Origin of the sequence: Enterobacteriaceae endosymbiont of Donacia bicoloricornis, from assembly GCF_012567955.1 — a bacterium.
In the GTDB taxonomy this organism is placed as follows: domain Bacteria; phylum Pseudomonadota; class Gammaproteobacteria; order Enterobacterales; family Enterobacteriaceae.
In genome coordinates, this window is the sequence record NZ_CP046186.1 from 350,646 (window position 1) to 369,344 (window position 18,699).

The window sequence follows — 18,699 nt, forward strand, 5'->3', positions numbered from 1 at the left end:
TTACAGTAAAGGAGGTGATCCAACCACAGGTTCCCCTACGGTTACCTTGTTACGACTTCACCCCAGTTATGAATCATAAAGTGGTAAGCGCCCTCCTAAAAAAAAAGGTTAAGCAACTTACTTCTTTTACAACCCACTCCCATGGTGTGACGGGCGGTGTGTACAAGGCCCGGGAACGTATTCACCGTAGCATTCTGATCTACGATTACTAGCGATTCCGACTTCATAGAGTCGAGTTGCAGACTCCAATCCGAACTAAGATATATTTTATGAGATTCGCTTACTCTTGCGAGGATGCTTCCCTTTGTATATACCATTGTAGCACGTGTGTAGCCCTGGTCGTAAGGGCCATGATGACTTGACGTCGTCCTCACCTTCCTCCGGTTTATCACCGGCAGTCTCCTTTGAGTTCCCAGCCGAACTGATGGCAACAAAGGATAAGGGTTGCGCTCGTTGCGGGACTTAACCCAACATTTCACAACACGAGCTGACGACAGCCATGCAGCACCTGTCTCATGGTTCCCGAAGGCACTAAAATATCTCTATTAAATTCCATGGATGTCAAGACCAGGTAAGGTTTTTCGCGTTGCATCGAATTAAACCACATGCTCCACCGCTTGTGCGGGCCCCCGTCAATTCATTTGAGTTTTAACCTTGCGGTCGTACTCCCCAGGCGGTCGACTTAACGCGTTAGCTACGAAAGCTATAAGTCAAACTTACAACCTTCAAGTCGACATTGTTTACGGCATGGACTACCAGGGTATCTAATCCTGTTTGCTCCCCATGCTTTCGCACCTGAGCGTCAGTATTCATCCAGGGGGTCGCCTTCGCCACTGGTATTCCTCCAGATATCTACGCATTTCACCGCTACACCTGGAATTCTACCCCCCTCTATGAAACTCAAGTTAATCAGTTTCAAATGCAGTTCCTAAGTTAAGCTTAGGGATTTCACATCTGACTTAATTAACAGCCTACGTGCTCTTTACGCCCAGTAATTCCGATTAACGCTTGCACCCTCCGTATTACCGCGGCTGCTGGCACGGAGTTAGCCGGTGCTTCTTTTACAAGTAACGTCAATAATAAAATATATTAGATTTTATCTTTTCTTTCTTGTTGAAAGTACTTTACAACCCTAAGGCCTTCTTCATACACGCGGCATAGCTGCATCAGGCTTTCGCCCATTGTGCAATATTCCCCACTGCTGCCTCCCGTAGGAGTCTGGACCGTGTCTCAGTTCCAGTGTGGCTGATCATCCTCTCAGACCAGCTAGGGATCGTAGCCTAGGTAGGCTTTTACTCTACCTACTAGCTAATCCCGTCTGGGTTCATCTAATGGCATAAGGTTTTATGTAAACATAAAATCCCCTACTTTAGTCGTAAAGACATTATGCGGTATTAGCTATCGTTTCCAATAGTTATCCCCCTCCAAAAGGCAGATCCCCAGATATTACTCACCCGTCCGCCGCTTGCCGACAATAAAAAAATTATAAAATTTTCTTATTTCGCTGCCGCTCGACTTGCATGTGTTAGGCTTGCCGCCAGCGTTCAATCTGAGCCATGATCAAACTCTTCAATTATATAAGAAACTTTAATAAAGTTAAATTCATAAATCATATTTTAAAAAAAATACAAATTTATAAATTTAATAATACTCTCTCTCAAGAGTGCCCTTAAAAATCTTTTATAAATTTTGAAAGAACAACAAAGCAATATAAACCATCTTACATATTACCAATAAATAGTCAAGTATTTTATTTAAATTTTAAAAAAAAATAAATTTTTTATATTTTTAAATTAGTAATATTTTTAAAGCCTTTTTTAAAAAAAAGTAATTTTATTTGTTTTAAATATTCATTTTTTTTTGTATAAAAAACAATATTTTCTTTTTTTTTTATTTTTATTTTATTAAAATCTATATTTTCTTTATATTTTAAAATAACATCTTTTTTAGAATCTAAAAAATATATATTTTTAGGAAAAATAATTTTTAATTCATTTAAAATTAATGGAAAATGTGTACAACCTAAAATTATAGTATCTGGAAATATTTTAAAATTATACCAAGATCTAAAAATTTTCTTTATTTCATCTATTATTATTTTATATCCTAATAATTTTTTTTCTGCTAAAAAAACTAATTTTGAAGATGATATTGTTTTTATTTTGTATTTTGTACTTAAAAAATTAATTTTTTTTTTAATTTTGTTATTTTTTAAAGTTGTATTTGTTGCTAAAAATCCAATTACATTATTTTTAGTTTTTTGTGTAGCTAAATCTATGGCAGGAGTAACTCCAATAATAGGAAAATTAAAATAATTTTTTATAGTTGGTAAACTAGAAATACTAGCAGTGTTACATGCAATAATTGCTAATGTAATATTATAATTATTTGAAATTTTTTTTAAAATTTTTATTAAACGTTGTAAAATAAAATTTTTTGATTTATTTCCATATGGAAAATATTTATTATCTAATAAATAAATAAAATTTATATTTAAAAAAATGTTTTTTATATAATTAAATATTGTAATGCCACCTAATCCAGAATCAAAAATAAATATTGTATTTTGTGATTTTAAAAATTTTTTTTTCATGAAATATCCTAATTTTATTTACAATATTTGTATTAAAATAATAAATAATGTTATTTTTTTAATAAATAATATATATTATTTATTATAAATTTATAAAAATTTTTAAAATATTTATTTTAAATAATAATGTATTAAATTATGAATAAATTAATTTATTTAGATTATGCTTCTACAACTCCTATTGATAAAAGGGTTTTAGAAAAAATGAATAATTATCTTACTACAAAAGGATTATTTGGAAATTCATCTTCTTCAAATTATTTAGGAAGAAAAACAAAAAATGAAATTGAAAATGCTAGAATACGTATAGCAAATATTCTTGGTAGTAAACAAGAAGAAATTTTTTTTACATCTAATGCAACTGAATCTATAAATTTAGCTATTAAAGGAATTATATATAGTTATTTTAATAATAAAAAAAAATATATAATTACAAGTAGTATGGAACATAAAGCTGTACTAGAAACTTGTAATTTTTTAAAAAAATTAGGTATAAAAATTATATATATAACTAATTCTAATATTGGAGTTTTAAATTTAAATTTACTAAAAGAAAAAATTATAAATAAAACTATTTTAGTTTCAGTAATGCATATTAATAATGAAATTGGAACAATTAATAATATTAAAAATATTGGTAATATATGTAAAAAAAAAAATGTATTTTTTCATGTAGATGCTACACAAAGTATAGGAAAATATTCATTAAATCTAAAAAAAATGAATATTGATCTATTATCATTTTCTGCACATAAATTTTATGGTCCCAAAGGAATTGGAGTTTTATATGTAAAAAAAAAAAAACCTAAAATAATTTTAACTCCATTATTACATGGAGGAGGACAAGAAAAAGGTTTAAGATCAGGTACTTTAGCTACTCACCAAATTATTGGTATGTCAACAGCATTAATTATTGCAGATAATGAAATAAAAAAAGAGAAGGAAAGAATAAAAATATTAAAAAAAAAGTTCTGGAATGAAATAAGAAATATTCCGGGAATATTTTTAAATGGTAGTTTTAAAAATAGTTCTCCTTATATAATTAATATAGGTTGCAAAGATATTTTTAATAAAATTCTTATGTTAGAAATGAATAATATTATTATTTCATCTTCATCAGCATGTAATTCAAATAAATATAATACTTCTCATGTTTTAAAATCTTTAGGATTAACAAAAGAATTAATTCAAAGTTCTATTCGTATTTCTTTTGGAAGATTTACTACTGAAAAGGAAATTATTTACTTAATTAAAGAATTACATTTTTTTATAAAAAAGATTAGACAAAGCTAATATTTTTAAATAAGTATAATACATACATATCATATGATATGTACAGATGTAGTATTTGTTGTCCCACTAGGAACAAGTGCCCCAGAAACCATTACAATAACATCTCCTTTAGATGCATATTTACTAGTTAAAGCTACTTTTTTCCCTATAACATAAAAATCATCTGTAGATGATATTTTATCAACTAATTTAGGAATTATTCCTTTACTTAAAATTAAGTGTTTTACAGTTTTTTTATTTGTAGTTAAAGCTAAAATTATTGCTTTCGGAAAATATTTTCTTATTGATTTTGCAGATTTTCCTAACTGAGTAGCTACAATTATTAAAGGTGCTTTTAGTTTCTCTGCAATCTCAACTGCACTACGACATACTGCATCTGTAATACTCATATCTGTATTATCATAAAAATTTATTCTATTAGTCATTGTGATATCTGTTCTTTCACAAATCGTAGACATAATAGATACAGATTCTAATGGGTATTTACCTTTAGCACTTTCTCCAGATAACATAACTGCATCTGTTCCATCCAGAATTGCATTAGCAACATCACCAGCCTCAGCTCTAGTAGGTCTAGGATTTTTAATCATAGAATCTAACATTTGTGTTGCAGTTATTACAATTTTACCGAAATAATTACATTTTTTAATTATCATTTTTTGAGCAAAAATAACATTTTCTACAGGAATTTCTACTCCTAAATCACCTCTAGCAACCATTATGCCATCGGATACTTCTAGTATTTCATCAAAATTATTTAACCCTTCTTGATTTTCAATCTTCGAGATAATTTTAATATCATTTCCATTATGTTTTTTTAAAAAATTTTTTATTTCTAATATATCTTGCTTTTTTCTAATAAAAGAAGCTGCAATATAATCTATTTTATTTTTACATGCAAAAATTAAATCATGTTTATCTTTTTTTGATAAAGAAGGTAATTTGATAGATATTCCAGGTAAATTAATACTTTTATTTTCTGATAGTTTCCCGTTATTTAATATTTTACATATTATTTTATCATTAATAATTTTTAATACTTTTATTGCTATTAATCCATCATCTATCAATATTTTATTTCCTATTTTTAAATCATTTATAAGACCAGAGTATGTAATAGCAACACATTGTTCATTACCCACTATAGATTTATCAGTAGTTAAAATAAATTTATTTCCAGCTTGTAAATATACATCTTTCCCTTTATATAATTTCATAGTCCTTATTTCTGGACCTTGAGTATCTAATAAAATTGCTGCATTGTTACCTGTTTTTTTTATAATCTTTTTTAAAAGATTAATACGTTTTTGATGATCATCATGAGTACCGTGTGAAAAATTTAATCTTGCAACATTCATACCTAAATTTAATAAATTAGATAAAATATTTTTAGATTCAGAACTAGGACCTATGGTACAAACTATTTTTGTTTTCTTCATATAATTTATATTTCCTATATTATTTTATTTAAAAAATAATAAAATTATTAATTTATTTACTTAAATTCATAATTAAATTTTTTAATTTATTTTTAATTGTTCTTATAATAATATTAATACCTTGAATTCTAGAATAAGTTAAATATTTATTAAAATTTAATTGTTTAAAACACGATTTAATATCAAAAGTTATAATTTCATTATAAGTTTTTTTATTATAAAAGATGAAAATTATTGTTAATAATCCTTTAACTATTGAAGAATCACTATCACCTTTAAATTGAATATAATTATAAGAATTAATTTTCATAGAAACCCATACTCTACTTTGACATCCTGGAATAAAATTTTCTGAAGAATATTCTTTTCTTGACAAAATAGGTATTTGATTACCTAATTCAATTATATATAAATATTTTTCTTCCCAATTATTACAACTTATAAAATTATTTTTAATTTCATTTATACATGGTAAATTATATGACATAATTATTTACTTAATAAATTATTTATATAAATTAATTTTTTTATAAAAAAATCAATATCATTTTTATTATTATAAATAGAAAACGAAATTCGACACATAGATTTAACGTTAAAATATTTTATAACAGGGATAGAACAATGATGACCAGTACGAATAGCAATACCATATTGATCTAAAAAACTACCTACATCATACGCATGATGTTTTCCTAAATTAAATGAAATTATACCTATTCTATTTTTACTAAATTTATTTTTTCCAAATATTTTTATATTTGATATATCATTAAGTCTTGTTAAAGTATATTTAGTCAAAAATCTATTATGATTAATTATATCTTTTATATTAAAAGATATAAACCATGATATTGCAGCACCTAATCCTATAATACCAGCTATATTAGGAGAACCTGCTTCGAATTTCCAAGGTAATTTTTCTGGAATAAATTGATTTTTACACATATCTTTAATCATTCCACCACCTCCTTGCCATGGAGGCATTAACTCTAATATTTTTTTTTTCCCATATAAAATACCTATTCCAGTAGGACCAAAAATTTTATGGCCAGAAAAAACAAAAAAATCACAATTCAAATTTTGAACATCAATTTTTTTATTAGCAACAGCCTGAGCACCATCTATTAAAATAGTAATATTTTTTTTTTTAGCTATTTTAATTATATTATTAATTGGATTAATCGTTCCTAAAACATTTGAAATATATGTAATTGATATTAAACAAGTGTTTTTATCAATTAAATTATCAATTTTATTTAATTCTAAATCTCCATTTTTATTAAATGGAATAAAACGTATATTAAAACCTATTTTTTCTGATAATATTTTCCAGGGAATAATATTAGAATGATGTTCCATTTGAGTAATAATAATATTATTATGTGATAAAATATTTTTTATCCCCCAAGTATTTGCAATTAAATTAATACTTTCCGTAGTACTTTTGGTAAAAATTATTTCTTCAGTATGTTTTGCATTAATAAATTTTGATATTTTATAACGTATATTTTCCATTTTATTTGTTGCATTTATACTTAAACTATATATACTTCTATTTACTGAAGCATATTCATTTTTATAAAAATTATTTAATGCTGAAATTACTTTTTTAGGTTTATGAACAGTAGCTGCATTATCAAGATATATAAATTTTCTTCCATTAATTTTATTTAGTAAAATTGGAAATTGTTTTCTTATGTTTTTTATATTAAAATTCATGAAAAAAATTCTCTACTGACAAATAAAATAATAATTTCTTTAAAAATTCTTTTTTTAAATTATTAAAATTAATTTCTTTTAAAGAATCTAATATAAATGATATTAGTAAAATATTATATGCTTTTTTAAAACTTATTCCTCTCATTCGTAAGAAGAATATTTGATTATAATCTAATTTTCCCGTAAAAACACTATGTGCGCATTTTACATCATGATTTAATATATCTAATCCTGGTTGTATATTTATTTTTGATGATTTGCTTAATAATAAACTACTATAATTTATTTGTCCATCTGTTTTTATTGCATTTTTATTAATTTTTAGTAGACCAATAGAATTAATAAAAGAATTATCTAATGTAATAATTTTATGTTTTTGGATACTACAACAATTTTTTTCATCATGCTCCACATAATTATTTAAATTTACTAAATTATTATTTTTAGCTAATGATATACTCTTATATACTAATTTAGATTTTTCCCCTATAAATTTAAAATTATTATTTTGTTCTATATATTTATTAGACATTAATAAATCATATTTTTTAAAAAAAACATTGTTATATAAATAAAATTCATTATTCATAATATAATAATTTTTATTTTTATTTTCATTTGTAATAAATTGATAATATTCTAATCTAACATTATTATTTAAAATTAAAGTATTATAAATATTATTTAAATACAAATAGTTAATATTTATATGATGTTCAATTAATATTAAAGGATATTTATTATTTAAATAAATATAATTTCTATAATTAGACATAAAAATTTTATTTTTTTCATTATTTATATTAAAATAAACTAAATAAATTGGTTTAATATTAATATTTGTTTTATTATGAATATTAATTGTAACTATTTCTTTGGTTAAAGATTCAGATAAATATGTATAAATATTATGTTGAAAATTAATATTTTTAAAATTAATAGTATTATATTTTGTTATATCTATATCATAATAAATATTATTTAAATTACTAATGTTTTTATTAATTTTACCATTAATAAAACATAATGTAATTGCATCTATTTTAAATAAAAATTTTTCTAATTTATTCATACTTATTAATAAATTTTGATTATTTATTAATATATTATTATTAATATATTTTAAAAAATTTTTTTTATTATTATCATATAATTTATTTTTTAATATATTTTTTAATTTTAACCAATTAAATTCTGATTTTTTAGAGAAATGATATTTTTTATGTGATTTGTAAATATTTTTTATTTGTTTATAAATATTATTTTTCATTAAAATATCCATATCCGTATTTTTCTAAATAGGAAATAATATTACAATTTCCTGATTGTATAATTTTTTTATTATATAAAATATGAACATAATCAGGATTAATATAATCAAGAATACGACGATAATGTGTAATAATTAAAAAAGATCTATTTGAATTTTTCATAATATTAATTATTTTACATACTAATTTTAATGCATCTATATCTAATCCAGAATCTATTTCATCTAAAATACATAAATCTGGTTCTAATACAAACATTTGAAATATATCATTAATTTTTTTTTCCCCGCCAGAAAAACCAACGTTAACAAAACGTTGTAAAAAATCTTTTGATTTTCCTAAAATTTTAATTTTTTCATTAATAATTTTATTGTAAGTAAATTTATCTATTTGTTTTTTTTCTTTATATTTTTTAATAGCTTTTAAAGAATTATATAAAAATATATTATTACTTACTCCTGGTATTTCAATTAAATATTGAAAAGATACAAAAATTCCTTTTCTTGCTCTAATTTCAGGTTTCATAAATAATAAATTTTCTTTTTTATAAAATATCTCTCCTTTAGATATAGTATATTCTTTTTTACCAGATAATACATATGATAATGTACTTTTACCTGAACCATTAGGTCCCATAATTGCATGTATTTCTCCAGAATTTATATTTAAATTAAGTTTATTTAAGATAATTTTATTATTTATATGAACTTGTAAATTGTTAATCTTTAACATAATTTTCTTTTAATTAATATAGATATATTATCCAATACTATCTTCTAAATGAAGAGATAGTAATTTTTGAGCTTCAATTGCAAATTCTAAAGGAAATTTAGTAAAAACTTCTCTACAAAATCCATTAATAATAAGAGAAATAGCATCTTCTATATTTAATCCTCTTTGTAAACAAAAAAATATTTGTTCTTCTTCAATTTTAGAAGTAGTAGCTTCATGTTCAACTTGTGCTGTATTATTTAAAATATTTAAAACAGGATATGTATGTGTACTACATTTAGAACCAATTAAAATTGAATCACATTGAGTAAAATTACGAGAATTATTTGCATTCTTCTTAATAGAAACTAAACCTCTATAGGTATTTTTACTATTTTCAGTAGAAATACTTTTAGAAATTATTTTTGATTTTGTATTTTTTCCTATATGAATCATTTTAGTACCAGTATCAGCTTGTTGATAACCATTCGTTAAAGAAACAGAAAAAAATTCTCCTGTAGAATTATCTCCTTGTAAAATAACACTTGGATATTTCCAAGTAATTGCCGCACCTGTTTCTGATTGTGTCCAAGACATTTTACTATTTTCTCCTTTACATATTGCTCTTTTAGTTACAAAGTTTAAAATTCCTCCTTTATTTTTAACATTTCCTGGAAACCAATTTTGTACTGTTGAATAATTTACTTGAGCATTTTTATGTAAAATTACTTCAACAACAGCAGCATGTAATTGAGAATTATTTCTAATTGGAGCAGAACATCCTTCTATATAGTTAAGATAACTATTTTCATCTGCAACTAAAATAGTACGTTCAAATTGTCCAATATTTTTTTCATTAATTCTAAAATAAGTAGATAAATCTATGGGACAATACGTATTTTTAGGAATATATATAAATGTACCATCAGAAGCTACAGCAGCATTTAATGATGCAAAAAAATTATCATTAGCAGGAACTACTGAACCTAAATATTTTTTAACTAATTCAGGATAATTTTTTATAGCATTATTTAATGAACAAAAAATAATTCCTTGCTTTAATAATTTTTTTTGATTTGTTGTAATTACTGATACAGAATCAAAAATAGCATCTACAGCTATGGTAGTATTATTATCAATAGGTACTTTTAACTTATCGAATGTATTTTTTACTTCAGATGTTAAATATTTATTTTTTTTAATATTATTAGTTGTTTTTAAATTATTTAAAGGAGCTGAATAATATATATATTTTTGATAATTTAATTTTTTATAAAAACCATTTAACCAATGAGGTTCTTTTTGTTTTATCCATGAATAATATCCTTGTAATCTAAAATTCAGCATCCATTCTGGTTCATTTCGAACATGAGATATTTTATGTATTATATCTAAATTAATACCAGGAGTAAATTTTTCATTTTTTAATTTAGTGGAAAATCCTTCTTTATATATATTTTTTTTTTCTCTTAAATACTTTAAGTTATTACTCATAAAATTATTTCTTTTTTAATCAAAATTAAAACTTTTTTTACATCCACAGAATTGTTTAATTTTTTTATTATAAAATTCAAATGATTGACTAAAATTATTTTTTGTAAAATCAATAATAGTTCCATCTATAAAAATAATATCTTTATTATTAATAAAAATATATATGTTTTTTTTTTTAAATAAAATTTCATTCTTAAGTATATTTTTTACTAAAAAAAATTTATATTTGAAACCAAAACAACCAGATTTTTTTAAAAATAATTTTATGCCTTTATTATCATATTTTTCTATTATTCTTTTTATTTGTAAAAAAGCATTTTTTGTTATATACAAACCTTTATAATTATTTTTATCACATTTAAAATGTATTAAACTTTTCTTTATTACCATATAATAACCTAAAAATATAATTATATATATATTTTAATATATAAAAAATAATATATAAAAGTTAATTTTAATTATTTTAACTGAAATTTAAATTTTAGTTTAGTTAAACTAACTAATATTAAAAAATATATATTATTTATTTCTATTATTTTTATTTTAAAAATAAAATATGTAAATTTTTTTAAAATTAAAATTATCAATTTTATAATATTAAAATATTTGTTGATAAAATAAAAAAATTATTGTTTTTCTTTTAAAGAAAAATCTTTTAGACGAAATCCTAATATAAATAATATAATTATATATAAAAGAAAAATAATAAAACAAATACTTAATAGAAAAAATATACGTATTTTAAAAGATGTTAAAATTAACCATTTTTCAGAAATTATATGAGAAATAAATAATAAAATTATACTTAAAATAAATGTTATGATACTCATACGAAATAAAAAATTAAACCAACCAGGTTCAGGTTTATAAATATGTTTTTTAATTAGTTTATTAAATAATAGAATAACATTTAAAAATGCAGCAAAACATATGGATATAGAGAATCCTATATGATGTAAAAAAAAAATAAAAAGAGGACTAAATAATTGAGTAATAATTAAAACTAATATATTTATTTTAACCGGAGTTTTAACATCTTGTCTAGCATAAAACCCTATTGCTAATACTTTAGCAATTATTAAAAATATTAATCCTATTGAATAAATAATAATATTTACTTGCGTCATTAATACATCAAAATAAGTAAAAGCTCCATATTGAAATAAAGAAATCAATAATGTTTTTGATAAAAAACCTAAAATTAAAGAACTAGGTATTATTAGTAAAAAACATAAACGTAATCCAATATCCATTAATTGATTATATTCTTTTTCATTATTTTGTGTAAACGAATCAGTTAATGCAGGTAATAATACTATTGTTAATGCTATTCCAAACATACCTATAGGTAATTCCATTAAACGATCAGCATAATAAATCCAAGTAATAGAACCTGTAATTAAGAAAGATGAAAGAGCAGAATTAATTAATAACGATATTTGTGTAGCTGCTACCCCAATTATAGCTGTCCCCATTTTTTTAAAAACTCTTAATACTCCTCTATCAAAATTTTTAAAATGAGGAATAATTAACATATTTATCTTTTTTAAATAAATTAATTGATAAAAAATTTGTAATAATCCTCCAATTAATACAGCCCATGCTAGGATTAAAATTGAAGGTTCTAACATTTTAGGAAAAAGAATAATTAATAAAATCATACTTAAATTTAATAAAATAGGAGTTACTGCTGGTACAAAAAAATTTTTCCAAATATTTAAAATTGAACTTGCTAATGAAGATAATGAAATTAATAAAATATAAGGAAAAGTCATTTTTAATATTTTAGATGTAAGTTTTAATTTAAAATCTGTATTAACAAATCCAGGAGCAATTATAGAAATAATGAAAGAAGAAAATATTATTCCTAATAATACTATTATTGACAGTATTATAATTAATATGCCTAATGTAGAAGCAATAAAATTTTTTGTGTCTTTTCTACTTTTTTTGTTTTTATATTCTGCTAATATTGGGGTAAAAGCTTGAGAAAAAGCTCCTTCTGCAAATATACGACGTAATAAATTAGGTAATTTAAAAGCAATAAAAAAAGAATCACTATAAACACCGGCACCAAAAACTTTTGCTATAAGACTATCTCTAATAAAGCCTAATAATCTAGAGAATAATGTAATTACACTAACTGTCGTTAATGACTTTAATAAATTCATATAATTCCTAAAAATAATAGTTTATTATATAAATAAATTATTTTAATAAAAAATTCAATATAATAAAATATTATTACTTAATAAAAAAATATTTTTTATTTAAGTAAACATATTTATTTTATTATAAATTTTTATTTTTAGTAAAATTCAAAATTTTATAGGTAAAAATTTTATGAATATAAAAGAAGTATCTAGAGCAAAACTTCCAACAAAATGGGGTGAATTTATTATCATAGGATTTGAAGAAGTAAATACAGGTAATCATCATATTGCTTTAGTATATGGATTAAAAAAAATACATAAGAACTCAATTATTTTAACAAGAATACATTCAGAATGTTTAACAGGAGATGCTTTTTTTAGTTTACGTTGTGATTGTGGTTTACAATTACAATTAGCTTTAGAAAAAATTTCTAAAGCTAATTGTGGTATATTAATTTATCATAGACAAGAAGGTAGAAATATTGGTCTTTTAAATAAAATTAAAGCATATAATTTACAAGATCATGGATTAGATACTGTAGAAGCAAATTATAAGTTAGGATTTTATGCAGATGAAAGAAATTTTATTTCATGTATAAATATATTAAAAATATTAGGTATTTTAAATATTAAATTATTAACAAATAATCCTCATAAAATTAATTTTTTAAAAAAAAAAGGTATAAATGTAATAGATAGAATCCCGTTAATTATAGATTATAACATTTATAATTATAAATATTTAAATACTAAAAATATAAAATTAGGACATATATTAAGTTAGTGAATTATATAATTCTTTAACATATTTTAATAAATCTTTTAAAACTAAAATTTTTTTATTACATAATTCATTTTGTAAAAATTTTTCTATTTTTAGAATATAATTATTAAGAAATTTTTTGTTAAAAATATTTTTTTGATATATATTCCATTTTTTTTTTTCTATGTGATTTAACATAAATGGAAAATTTCTTGCTTTATATTTAAATAATAAAATTTTTGCCCTTTTATCTTTGAATGATATTTTATTTAAATTTAAATAAATAGATTTTTTATCATTTATTTTTTTAAAATTATATAAATCATTATTTGGAAAAAAATTTTTATATAATTGTTCATCTACATTATAAATATTTGTATTATCATCTTTTTTAGAAAAATTAATTAAATTTAATTTAATAAAATTTTTTATTTCTAAAAAATTTTTTTTTAGCATCGAAAAGTTTTCTGTGTAAAATAAAATATTAAATTTTAATCGTTTAATATCTATTTTTTTTAAAATATTAATTGGTATTAATAATGGAGATTTACTAAAATTAATATATTGTATATATAAAAATATATATTCTTTTTTTATTTTACTTTTATTATTTAAAATTTTTAAAAAACTACTTATTTTTTTTTTCAAATTAAAAGTAATTAATATGTTTTTATTTTCGGGATGCCAAAATAAAGGTGTAATACAATTTAAATTATTATCTTTATTTTTATAAATATTACTAATATGAATTAAAATTTGAATTTTTAATAAATTTATAATTTTGATTAAAAAATTTTTATTTTTATATTTAAAAAAATATTTAAATAATAATGGTTGTTTATTTTTGACTAATTTAGTAAGAGAGATTGTTGTATATACATCTGATAATGCATCATGTGATTTATAATATGGTAATATATTATTTAATATAGCAATTTTTTCAAGATTAAATATTGGAATATTATTAATTTTTGGCCAAAAAATACCATTAGGTCTTAATACATAACATGCTCTAATTAAGTTTAATATATCCCAACGACTGTTATTATTTTTCCAAAACCACTCATATGCATCGTAAAAATTACGATAAAATAAAAATTTACTAAATTCATCATCAAAATTAATATTATTATATCCTAAAATACAAGTATTAGGATATGAAAATATTTTATTAATAAAATGAGCAAATTCATTTTCTTTTAATCCTTTTAAGTTAACTACATAAGGACTAATATTATGAATAATAATAGAATTAGGATCAGGTAAATAATCACTAGGTAACTTACAGTAAGTTACAATAGGTGAACTTATAATATTTAAATTAATATCAGTACGTATACATGCAAATTGTGCAATTCTATCTTTTTTTGGGTTTAGCCCAAAAGTTTCATAATCATAAAATAAAAAACTAAATTTTATTTTTTTTTTCTTTAACATAGTAGTATAATACTATACTATTAGTAGTATTTTAACAATATTTATTATATAAATTATGGTGAGATGGCCGAGTGGTTTAAGGCGCATGCCTGGAAAGTATGTATATGGAAACATATCAAGGGTTCGAATCCCTTTCTCACCGAAATATTGTATTTTATAAATATTTATTTTATAAACGTGATATAAAACATGTTTAATATAAATATAGCTAAAACAATGAACCAATATGGTTATTTATTTATATTATTAGGATCATTAATTGAATGGGAAACATTAATTATTATTTCTGGAATGTTAGCTCACAAAAAAATATTATTTTTACATAAAATTATTATTATTACAATTATAGGTTCTGTAATAAGTAATCAGATATTATTTTTTATAGGTAAAAAATATAATAAAAAATTTTTATCTTTTTTTAAAAATTATAATTTTAAAATTAAAAAATATCATAATTTAATTACAAATTATCCTTATATATTTATTATTATAACAAGATTTATTTATGGTTTTAGATTAATTAGTCCAATTATAATGGGTATTACTAATATTTCTAATATAAAATTTTTTTTATTAAATATTATTGGTGCTATTATTTGGACTATTTTTTTTACTATTACTGGATATTTTTTTGGTGAAATTATATCCGCTTGGATTAGAGATTTTAGTAAAATTATTAAATATTTTTTATATATTTTTTTATTGTTTATAGTAATAAAAATTTTCATAAAAATAATAAAAAAATATTTTTTTATTTAAAAAAAAAAATAACATTCAGTTTAGATTATATTTTTAATGTTATTAATAACAAATCCAGGATAAATACCTAATATAATTATTATTATTGTTAATAATAAAAATAAATTTTTAATAAAAAAATAAAAATTATTATTTTCTACTTTAGAAGTGTACCAATTTTTATTTATTTTAGATGGTATTAAATATAAACTAATAATAATTCGTAAATAATAATATAAACCAATAGAACTACCTAATATAATAATTAGGGTTAAATACCATATTTTCATTTTTATACTTAAAGCTATTAAATAAAATTTAGATATAAAACCTATAGTCAAAGGAATTCCAGCTAAAGATAAAAACATAACTGTAAATATAAAAGCAAGTATAGGGTCATACCAAAATAATCCACGATAATAATATAATTTGTCTATATTATTTTCTTGAAAATTAAAACCTTCAAATAAACTTATTATTCCCAATATAACTAAATTATTTATTATATATCCAATAATATATATTATCATCATTTCTAATGAAAAAAGATATATTGTATATTTCTGATTATAAATTAAAATTGTTAACATATAACCAATATGAGCTATAGATGAATATGCTAATAAACGTTTAATATTATTTTTTGTTTTAATTCCCATAATATTACCAATAATTATAGATAACATTGATAGTAATATTAATATTTTATATAAAAAATATTTATTATTATTAATTTTAGCAAAATAAATTAAAAATTTTACTAAAAATATAAAAATAGATAATTTATTGCATGTAGTTAAAAATATTGTTACAATTGTAGGAGCACCTTGATATACATCAGAAGTCCATAAGTGAAATGGTGCTATTGATAATTTAAAACTTAAACTCACTAAAATTAAACAAAATCCAATTATAGTTAAATAATTAATTAAAAATTTATTATAAAATAAATAATTATTTAATAAGAATGTAAAATTTAAACTTCCATTATCTAAATAGATAAAAGAAATTCCAAGTATTATAAAAGATGATGCAATAGTTGATAAAATTACATATTTAATACTAGCTTCTAATGAATATTTTGAATTAATATTATAACTTATGAGCCCAAATATAGGTATAGATATTAATTCAATACCTATTAACATAGAAATTAAATTATTTGAATTTAATAATACAATACTGCCAATAGTAGATATTATTATTAATAAATAAAATTCATCCTTATTATATTTTAAATTAGATAACCATTTATATGAAATTAAGCACGTTATAATATTATTACAAATTAATATAATTGTATAAAAATTTGAATACATATCATTTAAAAATAGATAATTTATTGGAAAATTATTATTTTTAACATAAAAAATAGATATTATTGTTAATATAAATCCTGAAATTGTAATAATTAAACTTGTTAAATTATTTCTTTTAATAGATATTTTTATTAATAATAATATTAATAATGTAATAATAGTAATTAAAGGTATTAATGATTTAGTCATAAAAAATTCTATTTTATTTGATAAATTTATTTAAAATGAACATACATACATTTTATGTATAATTAATTAACATCAATCTATTATAAATATTATTTATAGTAAAATCTGAAATATTTAGAATAATTTTTGGATAAAAACCTAAAATTAATAATAAAATTAACAGGATAAAAATAATAATTTTTTCCCTTAAAAACATTTTTTTTATAAAAATATTTATTTTAGTTTTAGGCCCATAAAAAATTTTTTGTACCATATATAAAGAATATATACTAGAAAATAGTAAATTAAAAGAAGCAATACTTGCACATATAGGATATGAATGAAAAGTACCTAATAAAATTAAAAATTCTCCTATAAAATTTCCTGTACCAGGTATTCCAATACTAGCTAAAGAAAAAAATAAAAATAAACCTGGTAACGTATGTAATTCGTTCCAAATTCCTCCCATTAATTTAATATTTCTTGTTTTTAGTCTTTCATATATTTGTCCACAAAGAATAAATTGTGCTGCAGCAGAAATTCCATGTGATATTATTTGTATTATAACACCCTGATAAGCTAATTTATTATGACTATAAATCCCCATTAAAATGAATCCCATATGAGAAATTGAAGTATATGCTATAATTTTTTTAATATCAGATTGTATGCAAGCCATTAAAGAACCATAAAATATACCAAATATTCCTAATAATATTGCAATAAAAGAAAATTTTAAAGATGATGTAGGAAATAATGGTAAGGTAAATCTTAATAAACCATAAGCAGCTGTTTTTAATAAAATACCAGCAAGATCAACTGAACCAGCTGTGGGAGCTTGACTATGTGCTTCAGGTAACCATCCATGAAATGGAATAATAGGCATTTTAACTGCAAAAGCAATAAAAAAAGATAACATTAATAAAAATTCTGTTTTTAAATTTACATAATTATTTAGTAAATAAGTATACTCGAAAGTTAATATACCAGTTGTTTTTTGATTTAAAAAAACTAAATATAAAATCCCACATAACATTAACAAACCACTTGCTTGTGTATAAATAAAAAATTTTGTAGCAGCTTTTATCCTACTATTTCCTATTTCTCCTTTATGTCCCCATAAAGATATTAAAAAATACATCGGTATTAACATAATTTCCCAAAATAAAAAAAATAAAAACATATCTATAGATAAAAAAACACCAATTACAGCACTTAAAATCCATAATAAATTTAAATGAAAAAAACCGTGCCATTTTTTAACTTCATTCCAAGAACATATAATTGCCATTATCCCTAATAAACCAGTAAGACTAATCATTAATAATGATAATCCATCCATTGCTAAGTGGAAATGAATTCCAAGTTTAGGAATCCAATCCCATATAAATTCTGAGATCCATATAGGATATATAAATAATATTTTTTTATTATAATTAATTCTATATATAAAACACTCTAAAATTGATATTAAAAAAATAAAACTTATGGAAATTAAAGATATCCAACGAGGTAATTTAAGATTTATTTTTTCACTTTTCCAGCAAATTAAACCACTAATAAAAGGAATTAGTATTAACCAAGGTAATAACATA

At 21.2% G+C, this 18,699-nt stretch carries 15 protein-coding genes, 1 tRNA gene and 1 rRNA gene; 4 read left to right on the forward strand and 13 right to left on the reverse strand.

Features of this window, described 5'->3' with window-relative positions; translation table 11 throughout:
- Positions 1 to 7 precede the first annotated feature (7 nt).
- Both GJU03_RS01755 and murI read right to left on the reverse strand, forming a co-directional pair.
- Positions 8 to 1,576: ribosomal RNA gene (locus GJU03_RS01755) — 16S ribosomal RNA — on the reverse strand.
- 204 nt (positions 1,577 to 1,780) lie between these two features.
- The gene (murI, locus tag GJU03_RS01760; protein WP_168918966.1) at positions 1,781 to 2,593 is read right to left on the reverse strand and encodes a glutamate racemase; all 813 of its coding nucleotides are present in this window, start codon (positions 2,591 to 2,593) and stop codon (positions 1,781 to 1,783) included.
- Positions 2,594 to 2,731: 138 nt separating this feature from the next.
- Here murI and GJU03_RS01765 point away from each other — a divergent pair, with 138 nt between their 5' ends.
- Positions 2,732 to 3,886: a cysteine desulfurase family protein gene (locus GJU03_RS01765; RefSeq protein ID WP_168918967.1), complete on the forward strand. Its 1,155-nt coding sequence runs from the start codon at positions 2,732 to 2,734 to the stop codon at positions 3,884 to 3,886.
- Positions 3,887 to 3,915: 29 nt separating this feature from the next.
- Here GJU03_RS01765 and pykF read toward each other — a convergent pair whose 3' ends face one another.
- From pykF to murJ, 8 genes are all read right to left on the reverse strand, one after another.
- Positions 3,916 to 5,325 (reverse strand): pyruvate kinase PykF, encoded by a 1,410-nt coding sequence (pykF, locus tag GJU03_RS01770; RefSeq protein ID WP_168918968.1) that lies wholly within the window; start codon positions 5,323 to 5,325, stop codon positions 3,916 to 3,918.
- 52 nt (positions 5,326 to 5,377) lie between these two features.
- Positions 5,378 to 5,812: a cysteine desulfuration protein SufE gene (sufE, locus tag GJU03_RS01775; protein ID WP_168918969.1), complete on the reverse strand. Its 435-nt coding sequence runs from the start codon at positions 5,810 to 5,812 to the stop codon at positions 5,378 to 5,380.
- A gap of 2 nt (positions 5,813 to 5,814) precedes the next feature.
- Complete coding sequence (locus tag GJU03_RS01780; protein WP_168918970.1) at positions 5,815 to 7,047, reverse strand: SufS family cysteine desulfurase; 1,233 nt, start codon at positions 7,045 to 7,047, stop codon at positions 5,815 to 5,817.
- The gene (locus GJU03_RS01785; protein WP_168918971.1) at positions 7,037 to 8,317 is read right to left on the reverse strand and encodes a SufD family Fe-S cluster assembly protein; all 1,281 of its coding nucleotides are present in this window, start codon (positions 8,315 to 8,317) and stop codon (positions 7,037 to 7,039) included. The genes GJU03_RS01780 and GJU03_RS01785 overlap by 11 nt, the downstream gene beginning before the upstream one ends.
- Entirely contained in the window at positions 8,307 to 9,050 is a 744-nt protein-coding gene (sufC, locus tag GJU03_RS01790) for a Fe-S cluster assembly ATPase SufC (protein WP_168918972.1), read from the reverse strand. The genes GJU03_RS01785 and sufC overlap by 11 nt, the downstream gene beginning before the upstream one ends.
- A 27-nt stretch (positions 9,051 to 9,077) precedes the next feature.
- Entirely contained in the window at positions 9,078 to 10,523 is a 1,446-nt protein-coding gene (gene sufB / locus GJU03_RS01795) for a Fe-S cluster assembly protein SufB (RefSeq protein WP_168918973.1), read from the reverse strand.
- Between the two features lie 15 nt (positions 10,524 to 10,538).
- Positions 10,539 to 10,913: a HesB/IscA family protein gene (locus tag GJU03_RS01800; protein WP_168918974.1), complete on the reverse strand. Its 375-nt coding sequence runs from the start codon at positions 10,911 to 10,913 to the stop codon at positions 10,539 to 10,541.
- A gap of 239 nt (positions 10,914 to 11,152) precedes the next feature.
- On the reverse strand, positions 11,153 to 12,697 hold the full coding sequence (gene murJ, locus GJU03_RS01805) for a murein biosynthesis integral membrane protein MurJ (RefSeq protein ID WP_168918975.1): 1,545 nt from the start codon (positions 12,695 to 12,697) through the stop codon (positions 11,153 to 11,155).
- A gap of 172 nt (positions 12,698 to 12,869) precedes the next feature.
- Between murJ and ribA the strand changes: the two genes are divergently transcribed.
- The gene (ribA, locus tag GJU03_RS01810) at positions 12,870 to 13,463 is read left to right on the forward strand and encodes a GTP cyclohydrolase II (protein WP_168918976.1); all 594 of its coding nucleotides are present in this window, start codon (positions 12,870 to 12,872) and stop codon (positions 13,461 to 13,463) included.
- On the opposite strand, the gene sbcB is transcribed toward ribA, so the two are convergent.
- Positions 13,455 to 14,879, reverse strand: a complete 1,425-nt coding sequence (sbcB, locus tag GJU03_RS01815) for an exodeoxyribonuclease I (protein WP_168918977.1) — start codon at positions 14,877 to 14,879, stop codon at positions 13,455 to 13,457. The genes ribA and sbcB overlap by 9 nt on opposite strands.
- A gap of 57 nt (positions 14,880 to 14,936) precedes the next feature.
- Here sbcB and GJU03_RS01820 point away from each other — a divergent pair.
- Positions 14,937 to 15,021: transfer RNA gene (locus tag GJU03_RS01820), tRNA-Ser, on the forward strand.
- 47 nt (positions 15,022 to 15,068) lie between these two features.
- Positions 15,069 to 15,638: a DedA family protein gene (locus GJU03_RS01825; RefSeq protein WP_168918978.1), complete on the forward strand. Its 570-nt coding sequence runs from the start codon at positions 15,069 to 15,071 to the stop codon at positions 15,636 to 15,638.
- Positions 15,639 to 15,658: 20 nt separating this feature from the next.
- Here GJU03_RS01825 and GJU03_RS01830 read toward each other — a convergent pair whose 3' ends face one another.
- Both GJU03_RS01830 and nuoM read right to left on the reverse strand, forming a co-directional pair.
- Complete coding sequence (locus GJU03_RS01830; protein ID WP_168918979.1) at positions 15,659 to 17,125, reverse strand: NADH-quinone oxidoreductase subunit N; 1,467 nt, start codon at positions 17,123 to 17,125, stop codon at positions 15,659 to 15,661.
- A 52-nt stretch (positions 17,126 to 17,177) separates the two neighbouring features.
- The gene (gene nuoM / locus GJU03_RS01835; protein WP_168918980.1) at positions 17,178 to 18,698 is read right to left on the reverse strand and encodes an NADH-quinone oxidoreductase subunit M; all 1,521 of its coding nucleotides are present in this window, start codon (positions 18,696 to 18,698) and stop codon (positions 17,178 to 17,180) included.
- Position 18,699 lies beyond the last annotated feature (1 nt).

What these genes read in the sequence shown, in the direction of transcription:
- murI (WP_168918966.1), bottom strand. Translation starts at nt 2,593, where the DNA reads ATGAAAAAAAAATTTTTAAAATCACAAAATACAATATTTATTTTTGAT.
- GJU03_RS01765 (WP_168918967.1), top strand. Translation starts at nt 2,732, where the DNA reads ATGAATAAATTAATTTATTTAGATTATGCTTCTACAACTCCTATTGAT.
- pykF (WP_168918968.1), bottom strand. Translation starts at nt 5,325, where the DNA reads ATGAAGAAAACAAAAATAGTTTGTACCATAGGTCCTAGTTCTGAATCT.
- sufE (WP_168918969.1), bottom strand. Translation starts at nt 5,812, where the DNA reads ATGTCATATAATTTACCATGTATAAATGAAATTAAAAATAATTTTATA.
- GJU03_RS01780 (WP_168918970.1), bottom strand. Translation starts at nt 7,047, where the DNA reads ATGAATTTTAATATAAAAAACATAAGAAAACAATTTCCAATTTTACTA.
- GJU03_RS01785 (WP_168918971.1), bottom strand. Translation starts at nt 8,317, where the DNA reads ATGAAAAATAATATTTATAAACAAATAAAAAATATTTACAAATCACAT.
- sufC (WP_168918972.1), bottom strand. Translation starts at nt 9,050, where the DNA reads ATGTTAAAGATTAACAATTTACAAGTTCATATAAATAATAAAATTATC.
- sufB (WP_168918973.1), bottom strand. Translation starts at nt 10,523, where the DNA reads ATGAGTAATAACTTAAAGTATTTAAGAGAAAAAAAAAATATATATAAA.
- GJU03_RS01800 (WP_168918974.1), bottom strand. Translation starts at nt 10,913, where the DNA reads ATGGTAATAAAGAAAAGTTTAATACATTTTAAATGTGATAAAAATAAT.
- murJ (WP_168918975.1), bottom strand. Translation starts at nt 12,697, where the DNA reads ATGAATTTATTAAAGTCATTAACGACAGTTAGTGTAATTACATTATTC.
- ribA (WP_168918976.1), top strand. Translation starts at nt 12,870, where the DNA reads ATGAATATAAAAGAAGTATCTAGAGCAAAACTTCCAACAAAATGGGGT.
- sbcB (WP_168918977.1), bottom strand. Translation starts at nt 14,879, where the DNA reads ATGTTAAAGAAAAAAAAAATAAAATTTAGTTTTTTATTTTATGATTAT.
- GJU03_RS01825 (WP_168918978.1), top strand. Translation starts at nt 15,069, where the DNA reads ATGTTTAATATAAATATAGCTAAAACAATGAACCAATATGGTTATTTA.
- GJU03_RS01830 (WP_168918979.1), bottom strand. Translation starts at nt 17,125, where the DNA reads ATGACTAAATCATTAATACCTTTAATTACTATTATTACATTATTAATA.
- nuoM (WP_168918980.1), bottom strand. Translation starts at nt 18,698, where the DNA reads ATGTTATTACCTTGGTTAATACTAATTCCTTTTATTAGTGGTTTAATT.